The sequence below is a fragment of the Brevibacterium metallidurans genome (genome assembly GCF_037101285.1).
GTDB lineage: Bacteria > Actinomycetota > Actinomycetes > Actinomycetales > Brevibacteriaceae > Brevibacterium > Brevibacterium metallidurans.
In genome coordinates, this window is record NZ_BAAAAF010000011.1 from 72,654 (window position 1) to 90,042 (window position 17,389).

15 protein-coding genes and 1 riboswitch are annotated in these 17,389 nt (G+C 66.6%); of the genes, 3 read left to right on the forward strand and 12 right to left on the reverse strand.

The window, feature by feature from the left end:
• Positions 1 to 96: 96 nt before the first annotated feature.
• Together AACX88_RS13190 and AACX88_RS13195 are read left to right on the forward strand one after the other, a co-directional pair.
• Entirely contained in the window at positions 97 to 567 is a 471-nt protein-coding gene (locus AACX88_RS13190; protein WP_339393403.1) for a pyridoxamine 5'-phosphate oxidase family protein, read from the forward strand.
• Positions 568 to 630: 63 nt separating this feature from the next.
• The gene (locus AACX88_RS13195; RefSeq protein ID WP_339393404.1) at positions 631 to 1,410 is read left to right on the forward strand and encodes an alpha/beta fold hydrolase; all 780 of its coding nucleotides are present in this window, start codon (positions 631 to 633) and stop codon (positions 1,408 to 1,410) included.
• A gap of 148 nt (positions 1,411 to 1,558) precedes the next feature.
• Here AACX88_RS13195 and AACX88_RS13200 read toward each other — a convergent pair whose 3' ends face one another.
• The 3 genes from AACX88_RS13200 to AACX88_RS13210 all read right to left on the reverse strand — a co-directional run bounded on the left by AACX88_RS13200 (position 1,559) and on the right by AACX88_RS13210 (position 3,536).
• Positions 1,559 to 2,182 (reverse strand): PIN domain-containing protein, encoded by a 624-nt coding sequence (locus AACX88_RS13200; RefSeq protein ID WP_339393405.1) that lies wholly within the window; start codon positions 2,180 to 2,182, stop codon positions 1,559 to 1,561.
• A 40-nt stretch (positions 2,183 to 2,222) separates the two neighbouring features.
• Positions 2,223 to 2,642: a helix-turn-helix domain-containing protein gene (locus AACX88_RS13205; RefSeq protein ID WP_339393406.1), complete on the reverse strand. Its 420-nt coding sequence runs from the start codon at positions 2,640 to 2,642 to the stop codon at positions 2,223 to 2,225.
• 78 nt (positions 2,643 to 2,720) lie between these two features.
• Positions 2,721 to 3,536 carry a glycerophosphodiester phosphodiesterase gene (locus AACX88_RS13210; protein ID WP_339393407.1) on the reverse strand — a complete coding sequence of 272 codons (816 nt, stop codon included), beginning with the start codon at positions 3,534 to 3,536 and terminating at the stop codon, positions 2,721 to 2,723.
• 455 nt (positions 3,537 to 3,991) lie between these two features.
• Between AACX88_RS13210 and AACX88_RS13215 the strand changes: the two genes are divergently transcribed.
• Complete coding sequence (locus AACX88_RS13215; RefSeq protein ID WP_339393408.1) at positions 3,992 to 5,449, forward strand: alanine/glycine:cation symporter family protein; 1,458 nt, start codon at positions 3,992 to 3,994, stop codon at positions 5,447 to 5,449.
• A gap of 195 nt (positions 5,450 to 5,644) precedes the next feature.
• On the opposite strand, the gene AACX88_RS13220 is transcribed toward AACX88_RS13215, so the two are convergent.
• The 9 genes from AACX88_RS13220 to AACX88_RS13260 form a co-directional block, all read right to left on the reverse strand.
• Positions 5,645 to 6,046 carry an ectoine synthase gene (locus tag AACX88_RS13220; RefSeq protein ID WP_339393410.1) on the reverse strand — a complete coding sequence of 134 codons (402 nt, stop codon included), beginning with the start codon at positions 6,044 to 6,046 and terminating at the stop codon, positions 5,645 to 5,647.
• A 155-nt stretch (positions 6,047 to 6,201) separates the two neighbouring features.
• Entirely contained in the window at positions 6,202 to 7,515 is a 1,314-nt protein-coding gene (gene ectB, locus AACX88_RS13225) for a diaminobutyrate--2-oxoglutarate transaminase (protein WP_339393411.1), read from the reverse strand.
• A 200-nt stretch (positions 7,516 to 7,715) separates the two neighbouring features.
• Positions 7,716 to 8,207, reverse strand: a complete 492-nt coding sequence (gene ectA / locus AACX88_RS13230) for a diaminobutyrate acetyltransferase (protein ID WP_339393412.1) — start codon at positions 8,205 to 8,207, stop codon at positions 7,716 to 7,718.
• A 297-nt stretch (positions 8,208 to 8,504) separates the two neighbouring features.
• Complete coding sequence (locus tag AACX88_RS13235) at positions 8,505 to 10,088, reverse strand: L-serine ammonia-lyase (protein ID WP_339393413.1); 1,584 nt, start codon at positions 10,086 to 10,088, stop codon at positions 8,505 to 8,507.
• Positions 10,089 to 10,220: 132 nt separating this feature from the next.
• Positions 10,221 to 10,619 carry a glycine cleavage system protein GcvH gene (gene gcvH / locus AACX88_RS13240; RefSeq protein ID WP_339393414.1) on the reverse strand — a complete coding sequence of 133 codons (399 nt, stop codon included), beginning with the start codon at positions 10,617 to 10,619 and terminating at the stop codon, positions 10,221 to 10,223.
• Between the two features lie 92 nt (positions 10,620 to 10,711).
• On the reverse strand, positions 10,712 to 11,923 hold the full coding sequence (locus AACX88_RS13245) for a glycine cleavage system aminomethyltransferase GcvT (protein WP_339393415.1): 1,212 nt from the start codon (positions 11,921 to 11,923) through the stop codon (positions 10,712 to 10,714).
• Complete coding sequence (gene gcvP / locus AACX88_RS13250) at positions 11,923 to 14,856, reverse strand: aminomethyl-transferring glycine dehydrogenase (protein ID WP_339393416.1); 2,934 nt, start codon at positions 14,854 to 14,856, stop codon at positions 11,923 to 11,925. Before gcvP ends, AACX88_RS13245 begins: the two co-directional genes overlap by 1 nt.
• 129 nt (positions 14,857 to 14,985) lie before the next feature.
• A riboswitch (glycine riboswitch) is annotated at positions 14,986 to 15,088 on the reverse strand.
• Between the two features lie 180 nt (positions 15,089 to 15,268).
• Positions 15,269 to 16,675 carry a vanillate/3-O-methylgallate O-demethylase gene (gene ligM / locus AACX88_RS13255; protein ID WP_137826222.1) on the reverse strand — a complete coding sequence of 469 codons (1,407 nt, stop codon included), beginning with the start codon at positions 16,673 to 16,675 and terminating at the stop codon, positions 15,269 to 15,271.
• 286 nt (positions 16,676 to 16,961) lie between these two features.
• A complete protein-coding gene (locus AACX88_RS13260; RefSeq protein ID WP_339393417.1) occupies positions 16,962 to 17,372 on the reverse strand; it encodes a MarR family winged helix-turn-helix transcriptional regulator in 411 nt (136 codons plus the stop codon).
• Positions 17,373 to 17,389: the final 17 nt, after the last annotated feature.

The following is a 17,389-nucleotide window of genomic DNA, read 5'->3' on the forward strand; positions in this document are numbered from 1 at the left end:
TCCCGATCCCCCGACGTTCTTCTACACTGTGTAGAAGTTCACGGGATGGCAGTCGCATCCGGCGACAGCTGCCCGGCCACCTCAGGAGGCGGAGCGATGAATGCAGAGCCGAACATGACCCTCGATGTCGACGAGTGCTGGGACTGCCTGCGCAGCACGACGATCGGGTGCCTGGCCGTCGTCGTCGGCGAAGGCGCTGACCTCCACCCGGACATCTTCCCTGTCAACTACGCCATCGAGCATTCCTCCGTCGTCTTCCGCTCGGGCGGCGGGACGAAGATCGAGGCCATCCACGACCACCCGCAGGTCGCCTTCGAGGTCGACGGCTACGACCCGGAGACCGGCAACGCGTGGAGCGTCGTCCTCAAAGGCCATGCGAAGCCGATCATCCGCACCGATGAGCTGCTCGACACGATCTCCCTCGACGTCACCCCGTGGCAGGCAGGGAAGAAGAACCAGTTCGTGCGCATCATCGCCGAGGAGGTCACCGGCCGCCGCTTCCCCGTGGCCGATTCGACCAGCTGGGACACTCCGCTCAGCGGCACCGGGCGCGCGCCTCGGGAGTGAGGGATGGGCGGGAATACCTGCCGCGGTCGTCTCTGTGTCAGGGGCAACAGTTAGCGTGAGGTCATGACGTTCACCGAAGCTCATGATGGTGCCCGACTCTGGTATTCGATCGAGCAGGGGTCATCTCCGCTGCCCCCGCTGGTGCTCGTCCAAGGACGCGCCCTCGATCACCACGCGTGGGACTCCGTTCGCAGCGACTTCGGCGATCGCACCCTTGTCCTCATGGACCACAGAGGTACAGGCGAGAGCTCGTCTGAGTTCACCCCAGACTGGTCGACGCGGGACTTCGCCCGCGATGTCATTGCGGTCCTCGACGCGGTGGGCATCCACCGAGCGCACTTCTACGGACATTCGATGGGCGGCCGGATCGTCCAATGGATCGGTGCGGACTTCGCTGATCGGGCACTCTCGATCGTCGCCGGTGCCGTCAGTGTCGGCGACGAGACCGGTCCGCCGCGGCCGGCTTCGGGCGCGACCGCACTGGCGGCCGGCGACCCCAAGACTCTCACGACTCTGTTCTACCCGGAGGAGTGGATCGCGGCGAATCCGCGGCAGGTCTCTGAGCTGAAGTTCTCACCCCACTCCCCCGAGGCGATGCGCGTGCACGGCGAGGCCTCCGATCGCCGCGACGGCCCGCGGCCATCGGACATCAGTGCTCCGACGCTGATCCTCTTCGGCACCGCCGACGAACTCGTCGATCCGCGCAACGCAGAGGTCTTCCGTCAGCAGGTTCCCAACGTCCGCGTCGAGCAGTTCGCAGGAGCTCGCCACGCCTACTGGGCCGGTCGCCCCGAAGTGCACGAAATCGTGAACGAGTTCCTCACCGCCCACGACCCGGACTGAGACTGTTCCCCCGGTCACGGGCCGGCTGGACTTACAGCTCCTCGACGACTTCGACGAGGAGGTCGGGCAACCATGTGCGCGCAGCTGCGAGATCGCCGGAGGGCTCCGCGCAGCTCCCACATTTAGCCGCACCCGATCGGATCCGAACTCAACGGATCCAATTCGCCATTGTCGGCGGCGAGTTCCAAATCTTGCTCATGTCCAGCGATCGGTAGTGGCGGAGGACTCGTTCAGCGAAGTCAGGGACCCCGGCTTCGGCATATTTTTCGGGAAAGTTCGGCAATTCACTTCGACCGGCCCGCTTGGCTTTGTCCACGTGGAATCCGAGATTCGTCAACAGGGCTGCTTGAACGCGATCAGGCATCGATTGATCACAGAGCACGAGAAACTCGTCGAGATGATAGAACTCGTATGTCGTGAGATCCGGGTCAGGAACAAGGGACTTTCGATCCATCGTCACCAGATAGTCGACGCTTCCGTGTTCTGCTGCCGCGTCAAGATGGCTGTCGAATGGATCTCCGACATCTGCGTGACCAGACGCGGGATATCCGGTGATCGGATCATCACCGATCGCATCGATCAGCTTGCGGCGCACGCCTCCGACTTGGTTCTCATTCCATTCGGGGAACGTGCGGCGGAGCCGGTACACCAGCTCCGCCATAATGTCCTCGGTCCATGCGATTCTGAAGGCCTCGTGGAAATGCAGGTGCACCACTGTGTCGCGGAGCAGGCGCGAGAAGACAACATTCGTATCGAAAAGCACCTTCTGCATACTCACACTGTAGTTGACCGACCCCTCTCTCGGCGCTCTTTCACAATGGCTCGCCGAGTTCGTCCTCCAGCTCCATGAGATCCTCAATGGCTCGTGCGCGTACGGCACGAAGCTCGCGCTTGAAGTTCATCACGTCGTCTCTTCGCAACCGAGTGTGCGTGCCGACGGCGTGCGACGGCAGCCGTCCCTCACGCACATGCTTCATCAATGTCGGACGCGACAGTCCCAGCATCGATGCAGCCGTAGTGGTCGTAACCACTTCGGGAACCTGCCCGATGGAGACGCCCTCCCCGGCAGCCACAGCCTCAAGCACAGTCTCAATGAGGTCAGCGACATGCGGATCCAGGTCGGATCTGCGGATGCTCCAATCAGCATTGGATCCCGCGGTCTTCTTGAGTAGCTCAGAGGCAGAATTCGACGTGTCGGAGTCGAACAGCACCTGGTGGGTTCGCGCAGTCATAACCAATCCTTTCAGATATAAGTGTAACTCATTGCGGTTATATCTGAAACCAGATCGGCATCACTCTGGAAATACTTGCTACAGCTCTTCGACGACCTCAACGAGGAGGTCGGGCACGTTGGTGATGATGCCGTCTGCCCCGTAGTCGATCGACTTCTCCATGTCGGTCACCGCGTCGACCGTCCACACGAGGCTCGACATGCCGAGTTCGTGGACCATCGTGAGGTAGTCGGCATCGGCGTCGATGTGCTCGGGGTTGATCTGATCGACCCAGGCGGCGAACTCACGCAGCTGCTGTTCCGTGGGACGACCGAGCAGCCCGACGGGCACCTCGGGGGCGAGCTCATGGAACTCGCGGACGAAGCCCCAGTCAGCGGACTGGACGACGAGCAGACCGGCCGCCAGGGACCGCTCGAGGTAGTCCGGCACCTCATCGCAAGCCGCCACGATCGCCTCGGCGATTCCGGGGTAGAGCTCGGGATGCTTGACCTCGAGGAGCAGGCCGGTGCGGGTCGTGTGCACGAGGGCGACCACCTCGGCGAGAGTGGGAACCTGCAGACCGGCGAAGGCCTCGCCCTTCCAGCTTCCGGCGTCGAGCTCGGCGATCTCGGCCGCAGTCATCGATTTGACCCTCGTGTCGGAGCGTTCGGGGCAGACGCTGCGGACATTGGTCGTGCGGTCGAGCGTGACGTCGTGGACAATGACGAGTTCGCCGTCGGCACTCATGTGCACGTCGACCTCGATCATGTCCGCACCCTGATCGATCCCGGCGACGAACGCGGGGATCGTGTTCTCCGGCCAGCCCGCGGACGCACCTCGGTGTGCGATCACGAGCGGCGGCACCGGCGTGCGCACGCCGCCTTTGGGAGGGTGGGTGAGGACTGTGATGGGCATTGCGGGGACTCCTTTGGGGATCATCGCCGAGGCGGTGCCGGTGGTGCCGTCATCGTGGTACCTCAAGGGCGATTGCGGATCAGCTTAGTCTCGACAGGGGATGATCGAGTGTTGTTTGGGTTGCGCGAATGTGAATCATGGATCGGAACGCGCTGATTCGTCGAAAGAATCTGCTGGGAGTAGGCGCTGAGGAGAAGGAGGCCTGTGGCATGAGGAGCACACGACGCGACTCGGGGCACAATGCACGGCGAGGACCTCACCGTCGTCGAATAGGACGACCACCTCGGCGAGGTGGGGAACCACGGACACGACAAGGTCACCGATCATCGTGACCTCCCACCGCGTGCGACGCCGCTCACAGCCAGGTGGCACAATGAGGTGAGGAAACTCTCAAGAACTCCTGACGAATTGGACCACCAGCATGCAAACCCTCCAGGACCTCATCGCAGTCGTCAATGACAAGCTCGGGGGGGGTGCTCATCGTCGTCCTCGTCGGCGTCGCCATCTACCTCACCATCCGCACCGGCGTCGTCCAGCTGCGGATGCTTCCGGAGATGTTCCGCGTCATCGGCGAGAGCCCCGGTGAGAACAAGGACGGCACGAAGTCGATCTCCTCGTTCAAGGCATTCTGGATCTCCGCCGCCTCCCGCGTGGGCACCGGCAACATCGCCGGCATCGCGCTGGCGATCTCGATCGGCGGCCCCGGAGCCGTGTTCTGGATGTGGCTCATGGCGATCTTCGGCGCCGCCACCGCCTTCGTCGAATCGACCCTCGGCCAGCTCTACAAGGTCAAGGACAAGGACTCCTACCGAGGCGGCCCCGCCTACTACATGAGCGTCGGCCTCAAGCAGCCCTGGATGGGCGCGTTCTTCGCCGTCATCATCACCGTCACCTACGGTCTCGTGTTCAACTCCCTGCAGGCGAACTCGATCGTCGACGCCACCGCGACGAGCCTCAACGTCGACACCACCCAGAGCTTCTGGCTGCCCGTCGGCCTCGGCATCTTCCTCGCCCTCGTCACCGGCGCCGTGTTCCTCGGCGGAGTGCAGCGGATCTCCGCCTGGTCCTCGGTCATCGTCCCCGTCATGGCCGGCGCGTACCTGCTGCTCGGCATCCTCGTCGTCGCCATGAACATCACCGAGGTGCCCGACATGATCGCGCTCATCGTCACAAACGCGTTCGGCATCGACTCCGTCGTCGGCGGCGGAATCGGCATCGTCATCCTCCAGGGCATCCGGCGCGGCCTGTTCTCCAACGAGGCCGGCATGGGCTCGGTCCCCAACGCAGCCGCCACCTCGTCGGTGTCGCACCCGGCCAAGCAGGGACTCGTGCAGAGCCTCGGCGTCTACTTCGACACGATCCTCGTCTGCTCGATCACCGCGTTCATCGTCCTCCTCTCCAACCCCGTCTACGACGAAGCCCAAGGCGCCTCGCTCACCCAGACCGCCTTGGCCTCGCAGCTGGGCACGTGGGCGGTCCACTTCCTCACCGTCGCGATCTTCCTCTTCGCGTTCTCCTCGATCCTCGGCAACTACTACTACGGCGAGGCGAACATCTCCTACCTGTTCAAGAAGAACGCCAGGCCCGCGATCGTCACCTACCGCCTCATCGTCATGGCGGCCGTCTTCACCGGCTCGGTCATCGCCCTGCCGCTCGCGTGGTCGGCGGCCGAAGTCTTCATGTCGATCATGGCGCTGACGAACCTCGTCGCCGTGTTCTTCCTCGCACGCATCGCGCTCAAGGTGCTGAAGAACTACACCGCGCAGCGCAAGCAGGGACTCGAGCCCGTGTTCAACCGCGACGACCTGCCGGGAGTCGGCGGCATCGACGCATGGGACGGCTCCGACGAAGTGACCACCCGCGCGTACTGGGAGGCGAAGAAGGACGCGAAGCGAGAGGCGAAGACCCGCTGAGGCGGCTCGCTTCGACGGTCCCAGCAGGCAAAGGGCTCACTTGAGTCTGGAGGGCACAGTTGCGCAACTGTGCCCTCCAGACTCAAGTGAGCCCTTAGCGTTCTGCAGCCGGGGGTCTGCGCCGGAACGCGCGCCCGGCGAACTGGCCATCTCAGCACAGACCGGCCACAGCCATGAGTGCACTCGGGCAAACCCTCACACGGGGACGGTCTCCTCGACGATGAGCGGGTAGACGCCGTTCTCGTCGTGGACCTCGCGTCCGGTGACCGGCGGGTTGAACACGCAGGCCATGCGCAGTTCGGTGTTGGCGACGACGGTGTGCTTCTCGTGCCCGTCGAGCAGGTACATCGTCCCGTCCGAGAGCGGATACGTCTTTCCCGTCCCCTCATCGGTGAGCGTGCCCTCGCCCTGCACGCAGTACACGGCTTCGATGTGGTTCTGGTAGTGGAAGGTCGACCGGGTGCCGGCGTAGATGACGGTGTCGTGGAACGAGAAGCCCACGCCCTCGCGCCCGAGCACCATCCGCCGGCTGCGCCACGTCTCCGACTGGACGTCGCGGTCGGTTCCGTTGAGGTCATCGCGGTTGATCACGTACATGTGGTGTCCTTTCGAGCTGTGCTGTCAGCGTGAATGTGCTTCGTCAGAGCGAATCGGAGTCAGTGCGCTTGGTCAGAGTGAATCGGGGTGAGTGCGGCAGTCCTGCGTTCCAGAGTTCGAGCCCACACACCCGCCGAGGAGATCCGACGCTGGACTCACGCCATCGCCGGCGCCGCCCCGGCCCCGGCCGGTGCGATCTCGAGCACCGCGGCCTCGAGGATGTCGAGACCGGCGTCGAGGTCGGTATCTGAGATCGTCAGCGGCGGCATGATCTTGACGACCTCGTCACGGGGACCCGAGGTCTCGATGAGCAGGCCGTTGACGTACGCCTGGGCCGCGACCTTCCCGGCGACTGCGGGGTCGTCGAAGAGCAGTCCGGCGAGCAGACCGCGTCCGCGCACCGTGGCCCCTTCGGCCATCGAGGCGATCCGGTCGAGTCGCTGGTGGAGGCGGGCGATCGTGTCGGCGAGCTCGTTCTGGAACGCGTTGTCGGCCCAGAAGGTCTTCAGGGCCGCGGTCGCCGTGACGAACGCGGGATTGTTGCCGCGGAAGGTCCCGTTGTGCTCGCCGGGCTCCCACGCGTCGAGTTCGGGGCGGAAGAGCGTCAGCGCCATCGGCAGCCCGGAGCCGGAGATCGACTTCGACAGGCACACGATGTCCGGTTCGATCCCGGCTTCCTCGAAGCTGAAGAACGTGCCCGTGCGGCCGCAGCCGGCCTGGACGTCGTCGACGATGAGGAGGATCTCATGCTTCCTGCACAGCGCCGAGAGCTCACGCAGCCACTCCGCCCGAGCCGCCCGCACACCGCCTTCGCCCTGGACCGTCTCGACGATGATCGCCGCCGGCTTGTCGACGCCTGAGCCCGAATCCTCGAGCACCTTCTCGAGCCAGAGGAAGTCGGGGGTCTCCCCGTCGAAGTAGTCGTCGTAGGGGATCTTCGAGGAGTTCGTCAGCGGAATGCCCGCACCCTCGCGCTTCATCGAGTTCCCCGTCACGGACAGCGACCCGAGCGTCATCCCGTGGAACGCGTTGGTGAAGGAGAGCACGTGCTGGCGCCCCGTGACCTTGCGGGCGAGCTTGAGTGCGGCCTCGACCGTGTTCGTCCCCGTCGGACCGGGGAACATCACCGTGTAGTCGAGCCCGCGCGGGGCGAGGATGAGCTCCTCGAACGTCTCGAGGAACTCCCGCTTCGCCGGGGTCTTCATATCGAGCGAGTGGAGGACGGCCCCGGACTGCAGGTACTCGATGAGCGGGTTCATCACGACGGGATTGTTGTGCCCGTAGTTGAGCGCGCCGGCACCGGAGAAGAAGTCGAGGTACTCGTTGCCATCCTCGTCCCATTGCCGAGGTCCCTGCGCCTTGGCGAAGGTCGCCGGCCATGAGCGCGAGTATCCGCGCACCGCGGATTCCCGGGTCTCGAAGATGTCAGGGGTGGTCGTGGTCGTCGTATCAGTGCTGGTCGTGGTCATCGTGTGATTCCTTTCGACTGCTGGTGCAGGCCGCCGGCAGACCCGGGCTGGCTGCTGGTGCAGGCCGCCGGACGTGCCGGTCGGCTGCAGGTCGGGCATCGGGCCCGCCGTCGGTGCGTGGATGGCCGCCGAGGCGGTCGGAGCGTTCCCGACCACCGCCTCGGCGAGGTGCGGTCACCGGGGACTGGTTCCCGCTGCGATCAGAGCGGGGCGATCTCGTAGAGGTACTCGGTGTCGTGGCCGTCCGGGTAGAGATCCGGGGTGAAGAGCGGCCTGCGGTCGAGGCCGGCTCCGCGCTGCTCGGCGAAGGCCTGGAACAGGCGGTTCGAGGCCGCATTGTCGTCGGTGATCGTCGTCTCCAAGCGCAGCGCCCCGGTCCGGTCGGCGAGCGCGTGGAGCATCGTCGAGGCCAGCCCCCGCCCGCGGAAGTCCGCGGAGACGGCGACCTGCCAGATCATCAGGGTGTCCGGGTTGTCCGGTCGCGTGTACCCGGTGACGAACCCTGCGGGTTCGTTCTCGATCCAGGCGATCGCCGAGGTGTCCGCGAAGTCCCGGCACCACAGCAGATACGAGTACGAGGAGTTGAGATCGAGGACGGCGGAATTCTTCGCCAGCCGCCACAGATGCTGTCCGTCCTCGAGAGTGGGTGTGCGAACGTCGGTCGTCTGAGGTTGAGCGAGTGCGTTTCTCACGCCCACCAACCTAACGAGATGACCACGAGCGTCAATCTCGCACCGGGGGTTTCACCCCGAATCCGGCGCCCCGTCTCCCGTGTGCGGAGTCCATCCTCGCCGAGGCGGCACCCGTCCTTGCCCACGCCATCGCTGGGGATCGAGCGATCGCAGGGCAGCGACCGCCTCGGCGGGAATCTTCGTTATCGGTTCGTTACATTTATCGCGACGTGGAACTCGGGTTCCAGGCGCACAGGCAGGTCAGGTTGCGCTCACTTGGGACACCCGGAGCAGGCGCGGCACCTGCACCCCGCGCCTTCAGCACTCGACGACGTTGACGGCGAGTCCGCCGAGCGCTGTCTCCTTGTACTTCGAGGACATGTCCGCGCCGGTCTGGCGCATCGTCTCGATGACCTCGTCGAGGCTGACCCGGTGCTGCCCGTCGCCCCACAGCGCCATGCGCGAGGCGTTGATCGCCTTGCCCGCGGCGATCGCGTTGCGCTCGATGCACGGGACCTGGACGAGTCCGGCGATGGGGTCGCAGGTGAGCCCGAGGTTGTGCTCCATCGCGATCTCCGCGGCGTTCTCGACCTGCTCGGGGGTCCCGCCCATGACCGCGGCCAGGCCTCCGGCAGCCATCGACGAGGCGGATCCGACCTCCCCCTGACAGCCCACCTCGGCGCCGGAGATCGAGGCCCGCTCCTTGTAGAGCACGCCGATAGCGGCGGCCGTGAGCATGAACGTCATGATCGCCTCGTGCTTGGCGCCCTCACCGCCGTCGACGACGGAGTCGACGGAGTCGACGTAGTTGAGCGCATAGTGGAGGACGGCGGGGATGATGCCGGCGGCCCCGTTCGTCGGCGCGGTGACGACCCGTCCCCCCGAGGCGTTCTCCTCGTTGACGGCCATCGCGACGAGGTTGACCCATTCGAGGTAGAACTTCGGGTCCCGGTCGGGGTCCTCGGCCTTGAGCTTGAGGTACCAGTCATGGGCCCGCCGGCGCACCTTGAGCCCACCGGGCAGGTGGCCCGAGCGGTCGAGGGAGTTCGACGCGCACTCCTCCATGACCGAGTAGATGTGGAGGAGCCCGTGGCGGATCTCCTCGTTCTCCCGCATCGTCTCCTCGTTCGCGAGCATCACCTCGGCGATCGAGAGCCCATGCACCCGACACTGCTCGAGGAGGTCGGCGGCGGAATGGAACGGGTACGGCAGCTCTTCGCTGGCGGCTTCGAGTTCGGCGTCGACGACCGCCTCGGCGACGGCGAACTCCGGGTCCTCGTCGGCGTTCGACGGATCGTCGAGCTCATCGTCGAACTCCTCGTCCGCGTCCTCGACGAAGCCTCCGGACTCCCCCGCCGAGGCGGTCCCGACGACACCGCCGACCGCCGCCTCGACCGCCTCGGCGGCCTTCTCCTTCTCGACGAACTCCGTCTCCGAGGTGACGAAGCCGCCGCCTACGGAGTAGTACGTCTCCTCGGCCAGGGTCTGTCCCGCCTCGTCGAAGGCGGCCAGGGTCATGGCGTTCGTGTGCCGGGGCAGGACGGTCAGGGGCCGTTTGACCATGTCAGCCTCTGTGAAGGCAAGTTCGACGCCGTTGCCGGTGGCATCGCCGAGGATGATCTCCCCGGTCTCGGTCATGCGCGTGCGCCGCGCGGTGAGCTCGTTGCCGTCGACGGCGTCGGGACGGCACCCCTCGAGGCCGAGGAGGATCGCGTCGAAGGTTCCGTGACCGGCGCCGGTGGCGGCCAGGGAGCCGAAGACGTCGACGCGGATGCTCGCCACCGCCTGCAGCTTCTCGCCGAGGAGGTCGAGGAAGCTCACGGCCGCGCGCATCGGTCCCACGGTGTGGGAGCTCGACGGGCCGATGCCGACGGTGAAGAGATCGAAGACGCTCAGTGGCATGGGTGGTCCAACGTTTCTCTCGGGGGAACGACAAGGTCGGCCGCATCCGGACTCATTCGGATATGACCGACCCTGTCGATTGTTCGGTGTGCGACCCGTCGGACCCTGGAGTCCTCGCGAGCCGCGGACGGCTTACAGCGAGTTGTTCTTCGCGTAGCTGTCGGCGTCCATGACCACGCCGACCTCGTCGACGTTGACCTCGAACAGCCAGCCCTCGCCGTACGGGTCGGAGTTGACGAGTCCGGGCGAGTCGAGGACCTTGTCGTTGATCGAGACGACCTCGCCGCCGACGGGCGAGTAGAGGTCCGAGACCGACTTCGTCGACTCGACCTCACCACAGGTCTCCCCGGCCTTGACGCCGTCGCCGACGCTCGGCAGATCGAGGTAGACGACTTCGCCGAGGGCATCCGCGGCGACCGCGGTGATGCCGATCTTCACGGTCTGTCCCGCGATCGTGTCGGGGCCCTGGTTGACCCATTCGTGCTCGGCGGAGTACGAGAAGTCCTTCGGAAGTGCAGGCAGATCAGCCATGATCTTCCCTTTCTGCTGTCGAACAGCGGTTGTGGCGAGCAGGTGTGACCAGTGTACGAGTCACGCGGACAAGTCTCACCGGTTGTGAAGCGTCAGTTTGCCGAACGCCGGTAGAACGGCAGCTCGACCACCCGGAAGTCGTGGGCCTTGCCGCGGATGTCGACCGAGACCTCGGTGCCGGGGGCGGCGAGTCCGCGGTCGAGGGAGGCGAGCGCGATCGGGTGGCCGAGCGTCGGCGAGGGCTGACCCGAGGTCACGACCCCCACCTCGGCGCCGTCGACGATGATCGCCGAACCCGCCCGAGCGGCGCGTCGGCCCTCGGAGACGAGACCGACGAGGACGCGCTGCGGTTCGGTCTCCCCGAGGGCGGCGAGCTCGTCACGGGCGACGAACGTCTCCTTCGTCCTGAACCCGATCATCCGGCCGAGCCCCGCATCGTACGGGGTCGTGTCCAGGGTGAGCTCGTTGCCGTAGAGCGGCATGCCCGCCTCGAGGCGCAGCGAATCGCGCGCAGCCAGCCCTGCCGGCACGAGACCGTGGTCGGCGCCGGCGGTGATGAGGGTCTCCCACAGGCGCACGGCGGCGATGTTGGGGACGTAGAGTTCGAAGCCGTCCTCACCGGTGTAGCCGGTGCGGGCGAGCACGAGGTCGATCCCGGCGATCGTCACCGGCATCCACGCGTAGTACTTCAGCTCCCGCACGGCCTGACTTACGGTGATCGTCCCGGTCGGGTCCTCGTCACCGCTCGTCGTCGCCGGACCGAACTCCCCGTCGGCGCCCTTGTCGAGTGCGGTGAGGATGATCGCCTCCGAGGCAGGACCCTGGACGGCGATGAGCGCGGTGTCCGCGGACTCATCGGCCATGCGCACGTCCGCGCCGGGGTCGACCTCGGTGAGGAAGGTCTCCAGACGCTCCTGCAGGGCCTCGACGACGGCAGGCGTGTTCGAGGCGTTGGGGACGATGAGGAACTCCTCCTCGCCGAGGCGGTACGTGATGAGATCGTCGAGCAGGTACCCCTGCGCGTTGACGATGACGCCGTACTTCGCCTTGCCGACCTTCATCGTCGCGTACTTCGCGACGAGCGCGTAGTCGAGGAACGCCGCGGCCGCGGCGCCCGTGATGCGCACCTCGCCCATGTGGGAGAGGTCGAAGATGCCGGCGCTCTCGCGCACCGCACGGTGCTCGGCGAGCTCGGAGCCGTACTTCAGCGGCATGTCCCAGCCGCCGAAGTCGGTGAACGTCGCCCCGAGCTTCTCATGCTCGCCGTGCAGCGGGGTCTGCCTGATCTGGGTCGTCTCGCTCATCAGTCGTCCTCGTTCTCGGTCGTCTCGAAGGCCGCGGGCGGCGGGCAGGAGCACACCAGGTTGCGGTCGCCGTATGCGCCGTCGATGCGGCTGACCGGCGGGAAGTACTTCGTCAGGCGCAGGCCGGGGACCGGGAAGACCGCGGTCTCCCGGCTGTACTTGCCGTCCCAGTCGTCCATGACGACCGTTGCCGGGTGCGGGGCCGCCTTGAGCGGGGACTCCTCGTACGAGTAGTCGGTGCCGATCTGGTCGATCTCGGCGCGGATGCTGCGCATCGCCTCGATGAACCGGTCGAGTTCGGCCTTGTCCTCGGACTCGGTCGGTTCGACCATGAGGGTGCCGGGCACCGGGAACGCGAGCGTCGGGGCGTGGAAGCCGTAGTCGATGAGGCGCTTGGCGACATCCTCGGCGGTGACACCGGTCTTCGCGGTGATCTCACGCAGGTCGAGGATCGTCTCGTGCCCGACGAGTCCGTTCTCCCCCGAGTAGAGGACTGGGAAGACGTCGCCCAGCTTCTTCGCGATGTAGTTCGCCCCGAGCAGGGCCGCCCGGGTCGCCTCCCGCAGTCCCTCGCCGCCCATGAGCTCGAGGTAGGCGAAGCTGATCGGCAGGACGCCTGCGGAGCCGTAGAGCGAGCCGGAGACCGGGAGGTCGACGGTCGACATGTCACCGGAGACGAGGTCCGGGTTGACGGGGTTGCCGGGCAGGTGCGGGGCGAGGTGCTCGCGGACCGCGACCGGACCGACACCGGGGCCGCCGCCGCCGTGCGGGATGCAGAACGTCTTGTGGAGGTTGAGGTGGGAGACGTCGCCGCCGAACTCGCCGGGCTTGGCGAGACCGACGAGGGCGTTGAGGTTCGCGCCGTCGACGTAGACCTGACCGCCGGCCGCATGGACCTTGTCGCAGACTTCGCGGACCTCGGACTCGAAGACGCCGTGCGTCGACGGGTAGGTGATCATGATCGCGGCGAGCCGATCACCGGTCTTCTCGATCTTCGCGTCGAGGTCGTCGAGGTCGATCGACCCGTCGTCGGCGGTCGCGACGACCTGGACCTCGAGGCCGGCGAGCACCGCGGAGGCGGCGTTCGTGCCGTGCGCCGACTGCGGGATGAGGCAGACGGTGCGCTGCGGGTTGCCGTTCTCCCGGTGGTAGAGGCGGATCGCGAGCAGGCCCGCGAACTCACCCTGGGAGCCGGCGTTGGGCTGCAGGGAGACCCGGTCGTAACCGGTGACCTCGACGAGGGAGTCCTCGAGGCGGCCGATGAGCGTGCGCCATCCCTGGGTCTGCTCGATCGGGGCGAAGGGGTGGATCGTGGCGAACTCGGGCCACGTGATCGGCTCCATCTCGATGGCCGAGTTGAGCTTCATCGTGCACGAACCCAGCGGGATCATCGTCCGGTCGAGCGCGAGGTCCCGGTCGGCCAGGGTGCGCAGGTAGCGCATCATCGAGGTCTCGGAGCCGTGCGTGTTGAACACGGGGTGGGTGAGGAACTCGGTGTCCCGGTGCAGGTTCGCATCGAACTGCGGTTCCGGGATCTGGTTGGGTCCGAAGGTCCCCGCCGAGGCGGCCGCGAAGTCATCGGCGTCGATGCGGGCGAGGATGCCGAGGGCCTCGAGCAGTCCGTTGGCGTCGGCCACCGTGTGGGATTCGCCGAAGGAGACGCCGATCGTGGTCGGGTCGATGACGCGGATGTTGAAGCCTGCAGCCTCGGCGACGACACGGGCGGCTTCGGCATCGGCGACGCGGATGGCCACGGTGTCGAAGAAGTCACGGGTGACCACCTCGGCGCCCGGTGCCGTGTCGGCGGCCGCCGCGAAGGCCTCGGCGAGGCGGTGGATGCGGGAGGCGATGCGGGTCAGGCCGATGGGGCCGTGGTAGACGGCGTACATCGAGGCGACGTTGGCGAGCAGGGCCTGCGCGGTGCAGATGTTGCTCGTCGCCTTCTGCCGGCGGATGTGCTGCTCACGGGTCTGCAGGGCCAGCCGGTAGCCGGGCTTGCCCTGGGCGTCCTTCGAGACGCCGACGAGGCGGCCGGGCAGCTGACGCTGCAGGGAGTCCTTGACCGACATGAACGCGGCGTGGGGTCCGCCGAAGAAGAGCGGCACACCGAAGCGCTGGGCCGAGCCGACGGCGATGTCCGCGCCCTGGGAGGCCGGGTCCTTGAGCAGGGTGAGGGCGAGGAGGTCGGTGTCGAAGGTGACGAGCGCGCCGCGTTCGTGGGCGCCCTCGACGGCCGCGGTGAAGTCGCGGATGGCGCCGGTGGTGCCGGGCTGGGCGCAGACGATGCCGAAGATGTCCTCACCGACGAGGCCTTCGGAGAGGTCGGCGACGACGACGTCGAAGTCGAGCGCGCGGGCGCGGACGTGGACGTTGGCGATGACCTGCGGGTGGAGCTCGGAGTCGAGGACGACCGTCGAGCCCTTCTTCACGGACCGACGCATGAGGAGGACCGCCTCGGCGACGGCGGTGGCCTCATCGAGCAGCGAGGCGTTGGCGATGTCGAGGCCGGTGAGGTCTTCGACGACCTGCTGGAAGTTGAGCAGCGCTTCGAGGCGGCCCTGGGAGATCTCGGGCTGATAGGGCGTGTACGCGGTGTACCAGGCGGGGTTCTCCACCATGTTGCGGCGGATGACGGCAGGGGTGACGGTGTCGAAGTAGCCCTGGCCGATCATCTGCGTGCGCATGACGTTCTGGGAGGCGAGGTCGCGGAGGTCGGCGAGGACCTCGGTCTCGGACTTGCCGGTGGGCAGGTTGAGGCCGTCGATCTGGATGGAGGCCGGGACGGCGGCGGTCGAGAGTGCTTCGAGGGACTCGTAGCCGAGTTCGGCGAGCATCGCCTCGGTGTCGTCGGCGCGGGGTCCGATGTGCCGGTCGGAGAACGGGCGCGCCGTGTCTCCGGTGGCCTGCGTGGTGTGGGCGAGTGAACTGGTCAATTGCCGTCCTTGGTCGGTGTCGCGCCCACCTGTGGAGGACGCACTGAGCAGTGAAGGTCCTCCCCGATCTGTCGGACCGCGCTCCCGCTGCGTATGAGACGCTGCGCGGATGCGCTCCTCCAGATATGCCTGCAATCGGTGGTACTGGGCCTGAGAGTTTCCCGGGGAGGGAATTGCACCTACGGCGCTGCACAGTGCTGTTGCGGCTGCGCAGCTCTCCCACGTCATGTCTTAACGGCGTATGAAATTGTCCGCACTCAGTGTAGTGGCACAGCGCACTCGAGGACAACCGCCCCGGGCACGCCGAGGAGGGACCCGGCCCGCAGACCGGATCCCTCCCTCACTTCACCCGACGTCCCAAATGGGATGCGGCGCCGCATCCCATTTGGGACGTCGGGTGAAGTTTGTGGGCTCAGCTCGCGGTGCGCCAGCCCTGCTGGTACTCCTCACGTGCGACGGCCGAGTACGGCGCCGGGCTGACGATCGCCCGGACGAAGGCCTGGTCGGTCGGCTGCACGGTGGTCTTGCGGCTGCCGCCGTCGGGCTCACCCCAGACCACGCGCACCTCGGCGCCGATCGGCACGCTCGGGTCGACGGTGGCCATCGACAGGCCCGTGCGCTCGTTCGCGGTGTAGCCGGTGAACATCGAGAAACCGACGACCTTGCCGTCGGCGTCGATGACGGAGTCGAAGTTGCTCGACCCGTAGTTCGCGTTCGGGAAGTCGAAGAACTGGTTGCCCACCGAATTCGGGTCGAGCAGCGATCCGAGCACCTTCGTCAGGTCCTCGGCGTTCCACGCGAGGGTGACCTTGCGGCGCTGGGAGTCGACATCGACCTTCTCGAGGGCATCCCTGCCGATGAAGTCGTGGTCGAACTTGACGAACGAGCCGTAGCCGAGCTCCCACGGGTTGAGGTAGTAGTCCTCGATCGAGTCGGAGACGAAGGAGCCGGCCAGGGCGTTGACGGCTTCGTAGCTGTCGGCCGGCAGCCACTTCCGGTAGGCCTCTTCGAACTCGCCGGTGTAGATCGCCGGCAGCGGCGAGGGGATCCACCCGGACTCGAAGGTGTTGCCGGAGTACGCGCGCATGCCCGCCATCTCGAGACCGAACTCGGCGCCGGCCTCGAGGATCGTCTCGCGGATGCGATCGGCGTCGGCGTAGGGTCCCCAGAGTTCGAGGCCAGGGGCGCCGGCCATGCCGTGGCGCAGCGTGCGCACCTCGGTGCCGCCGACGTTGAGGGTGCCCATGCGGAAGAACTTGAGCTTGTCGACCGGTCCGCCCTGGAGCTTCTCGATGACCTCCCAGGCCCGCGGTCCCTGGATCTGGTAGCGCCAGAACTCGCGCTTGACCTCGTGTCCGTAGGGGCGCGAAGGGGAACGGCGGTCCATCGTCAGGTCGACCTTGTAGTCCCCGTCCTCGGCGCGCCAGGTCAGCCAGTTCGCGGCCGGGGAGCGGCCGACGTAGAGGAACTCCTCGTCATCGAGGTGGAAGAGGATGCCGTCGCCGATCACTCCGCCGTTCGAGGCGGTCGGCACGTACTGCTTGGCGGCGTTGACGGGGAAGTTCGCGAACGAGTTGATCGCCGTGTCGGAGAGGAGCTTGAGCGCGTCCGGTCCGGCGATGCGCAGGCTGTCCATGTGATGCGACTGATCGAAGAGGACCGCGGCGTTGCGCCACGCCTCCTGCTCACGCCGCCAGTTCGTGAATTCGGAGGGGACGACGGGATAGATGTACTTGCCCACCTGCGAGTTGCGCAGCAGCTCGACGGTGCTTCCCGCTTGGTCCATGACCTCTTGGAGGTTCTGCGGTTTCGTTGTCATGTTCAGCCTCTCCCTGGCACAGTCGACGTCCCGGCCGACCCGCAGAGGGTGCAGGTGCCTGAGACACGGTCCCGGCCCATCGACGACGCCGAGGCGGCGCTGCGTCTGCGCGTCCGCCGGCTCAGTCCCCGGTGACCAGAAGGAGCACTCGCCCGTTGCGAGGTCTCCCACTCGTCACGCTAACGACCGCGTCACAACATTGTCAATCATTTTGTCAACAATCTTCGGGAACGCTTCGACCCGGACCGGGCCGGCTGGATCCGGCGGCAGCCGTCGGTTCGGTCGCCTATTCGCTGCCCTCATCGGCGACGTAGCTGATGAGGCGGAGGAGTTCGCGCATCTGCGTCTCGCTCACCGGGGCGAAGAGGCGGCGGTTGATCTCGACGGTCACGGGCTCGAAGTCGGCGACGAGCCTGCGCCCGGCATCGGTGACGAAGAGGAGACGGCGCCGGCGATCGGCAGGGACGACCTCGCGTCGGATGCTGCCGGTGGCCTCGAGTCGGGAGAGCACTCCCGCGAGCGTGGCCTTGTCGATCTCGAGGAGTCGGGCGAGTTCGACCGGCTCGATCCCGGGCTTGCCCACAAGGGTGCGCAGGGCGACGAACTGGACCCGCGTGACGGGGATGCCGCCCGCCGCCCACAGCTGCGCATGCCGCTGCTGCATGCGCCGAACCAGGCGGAAGAACTCCGGATACATCTGATCTCCGTGGGGCA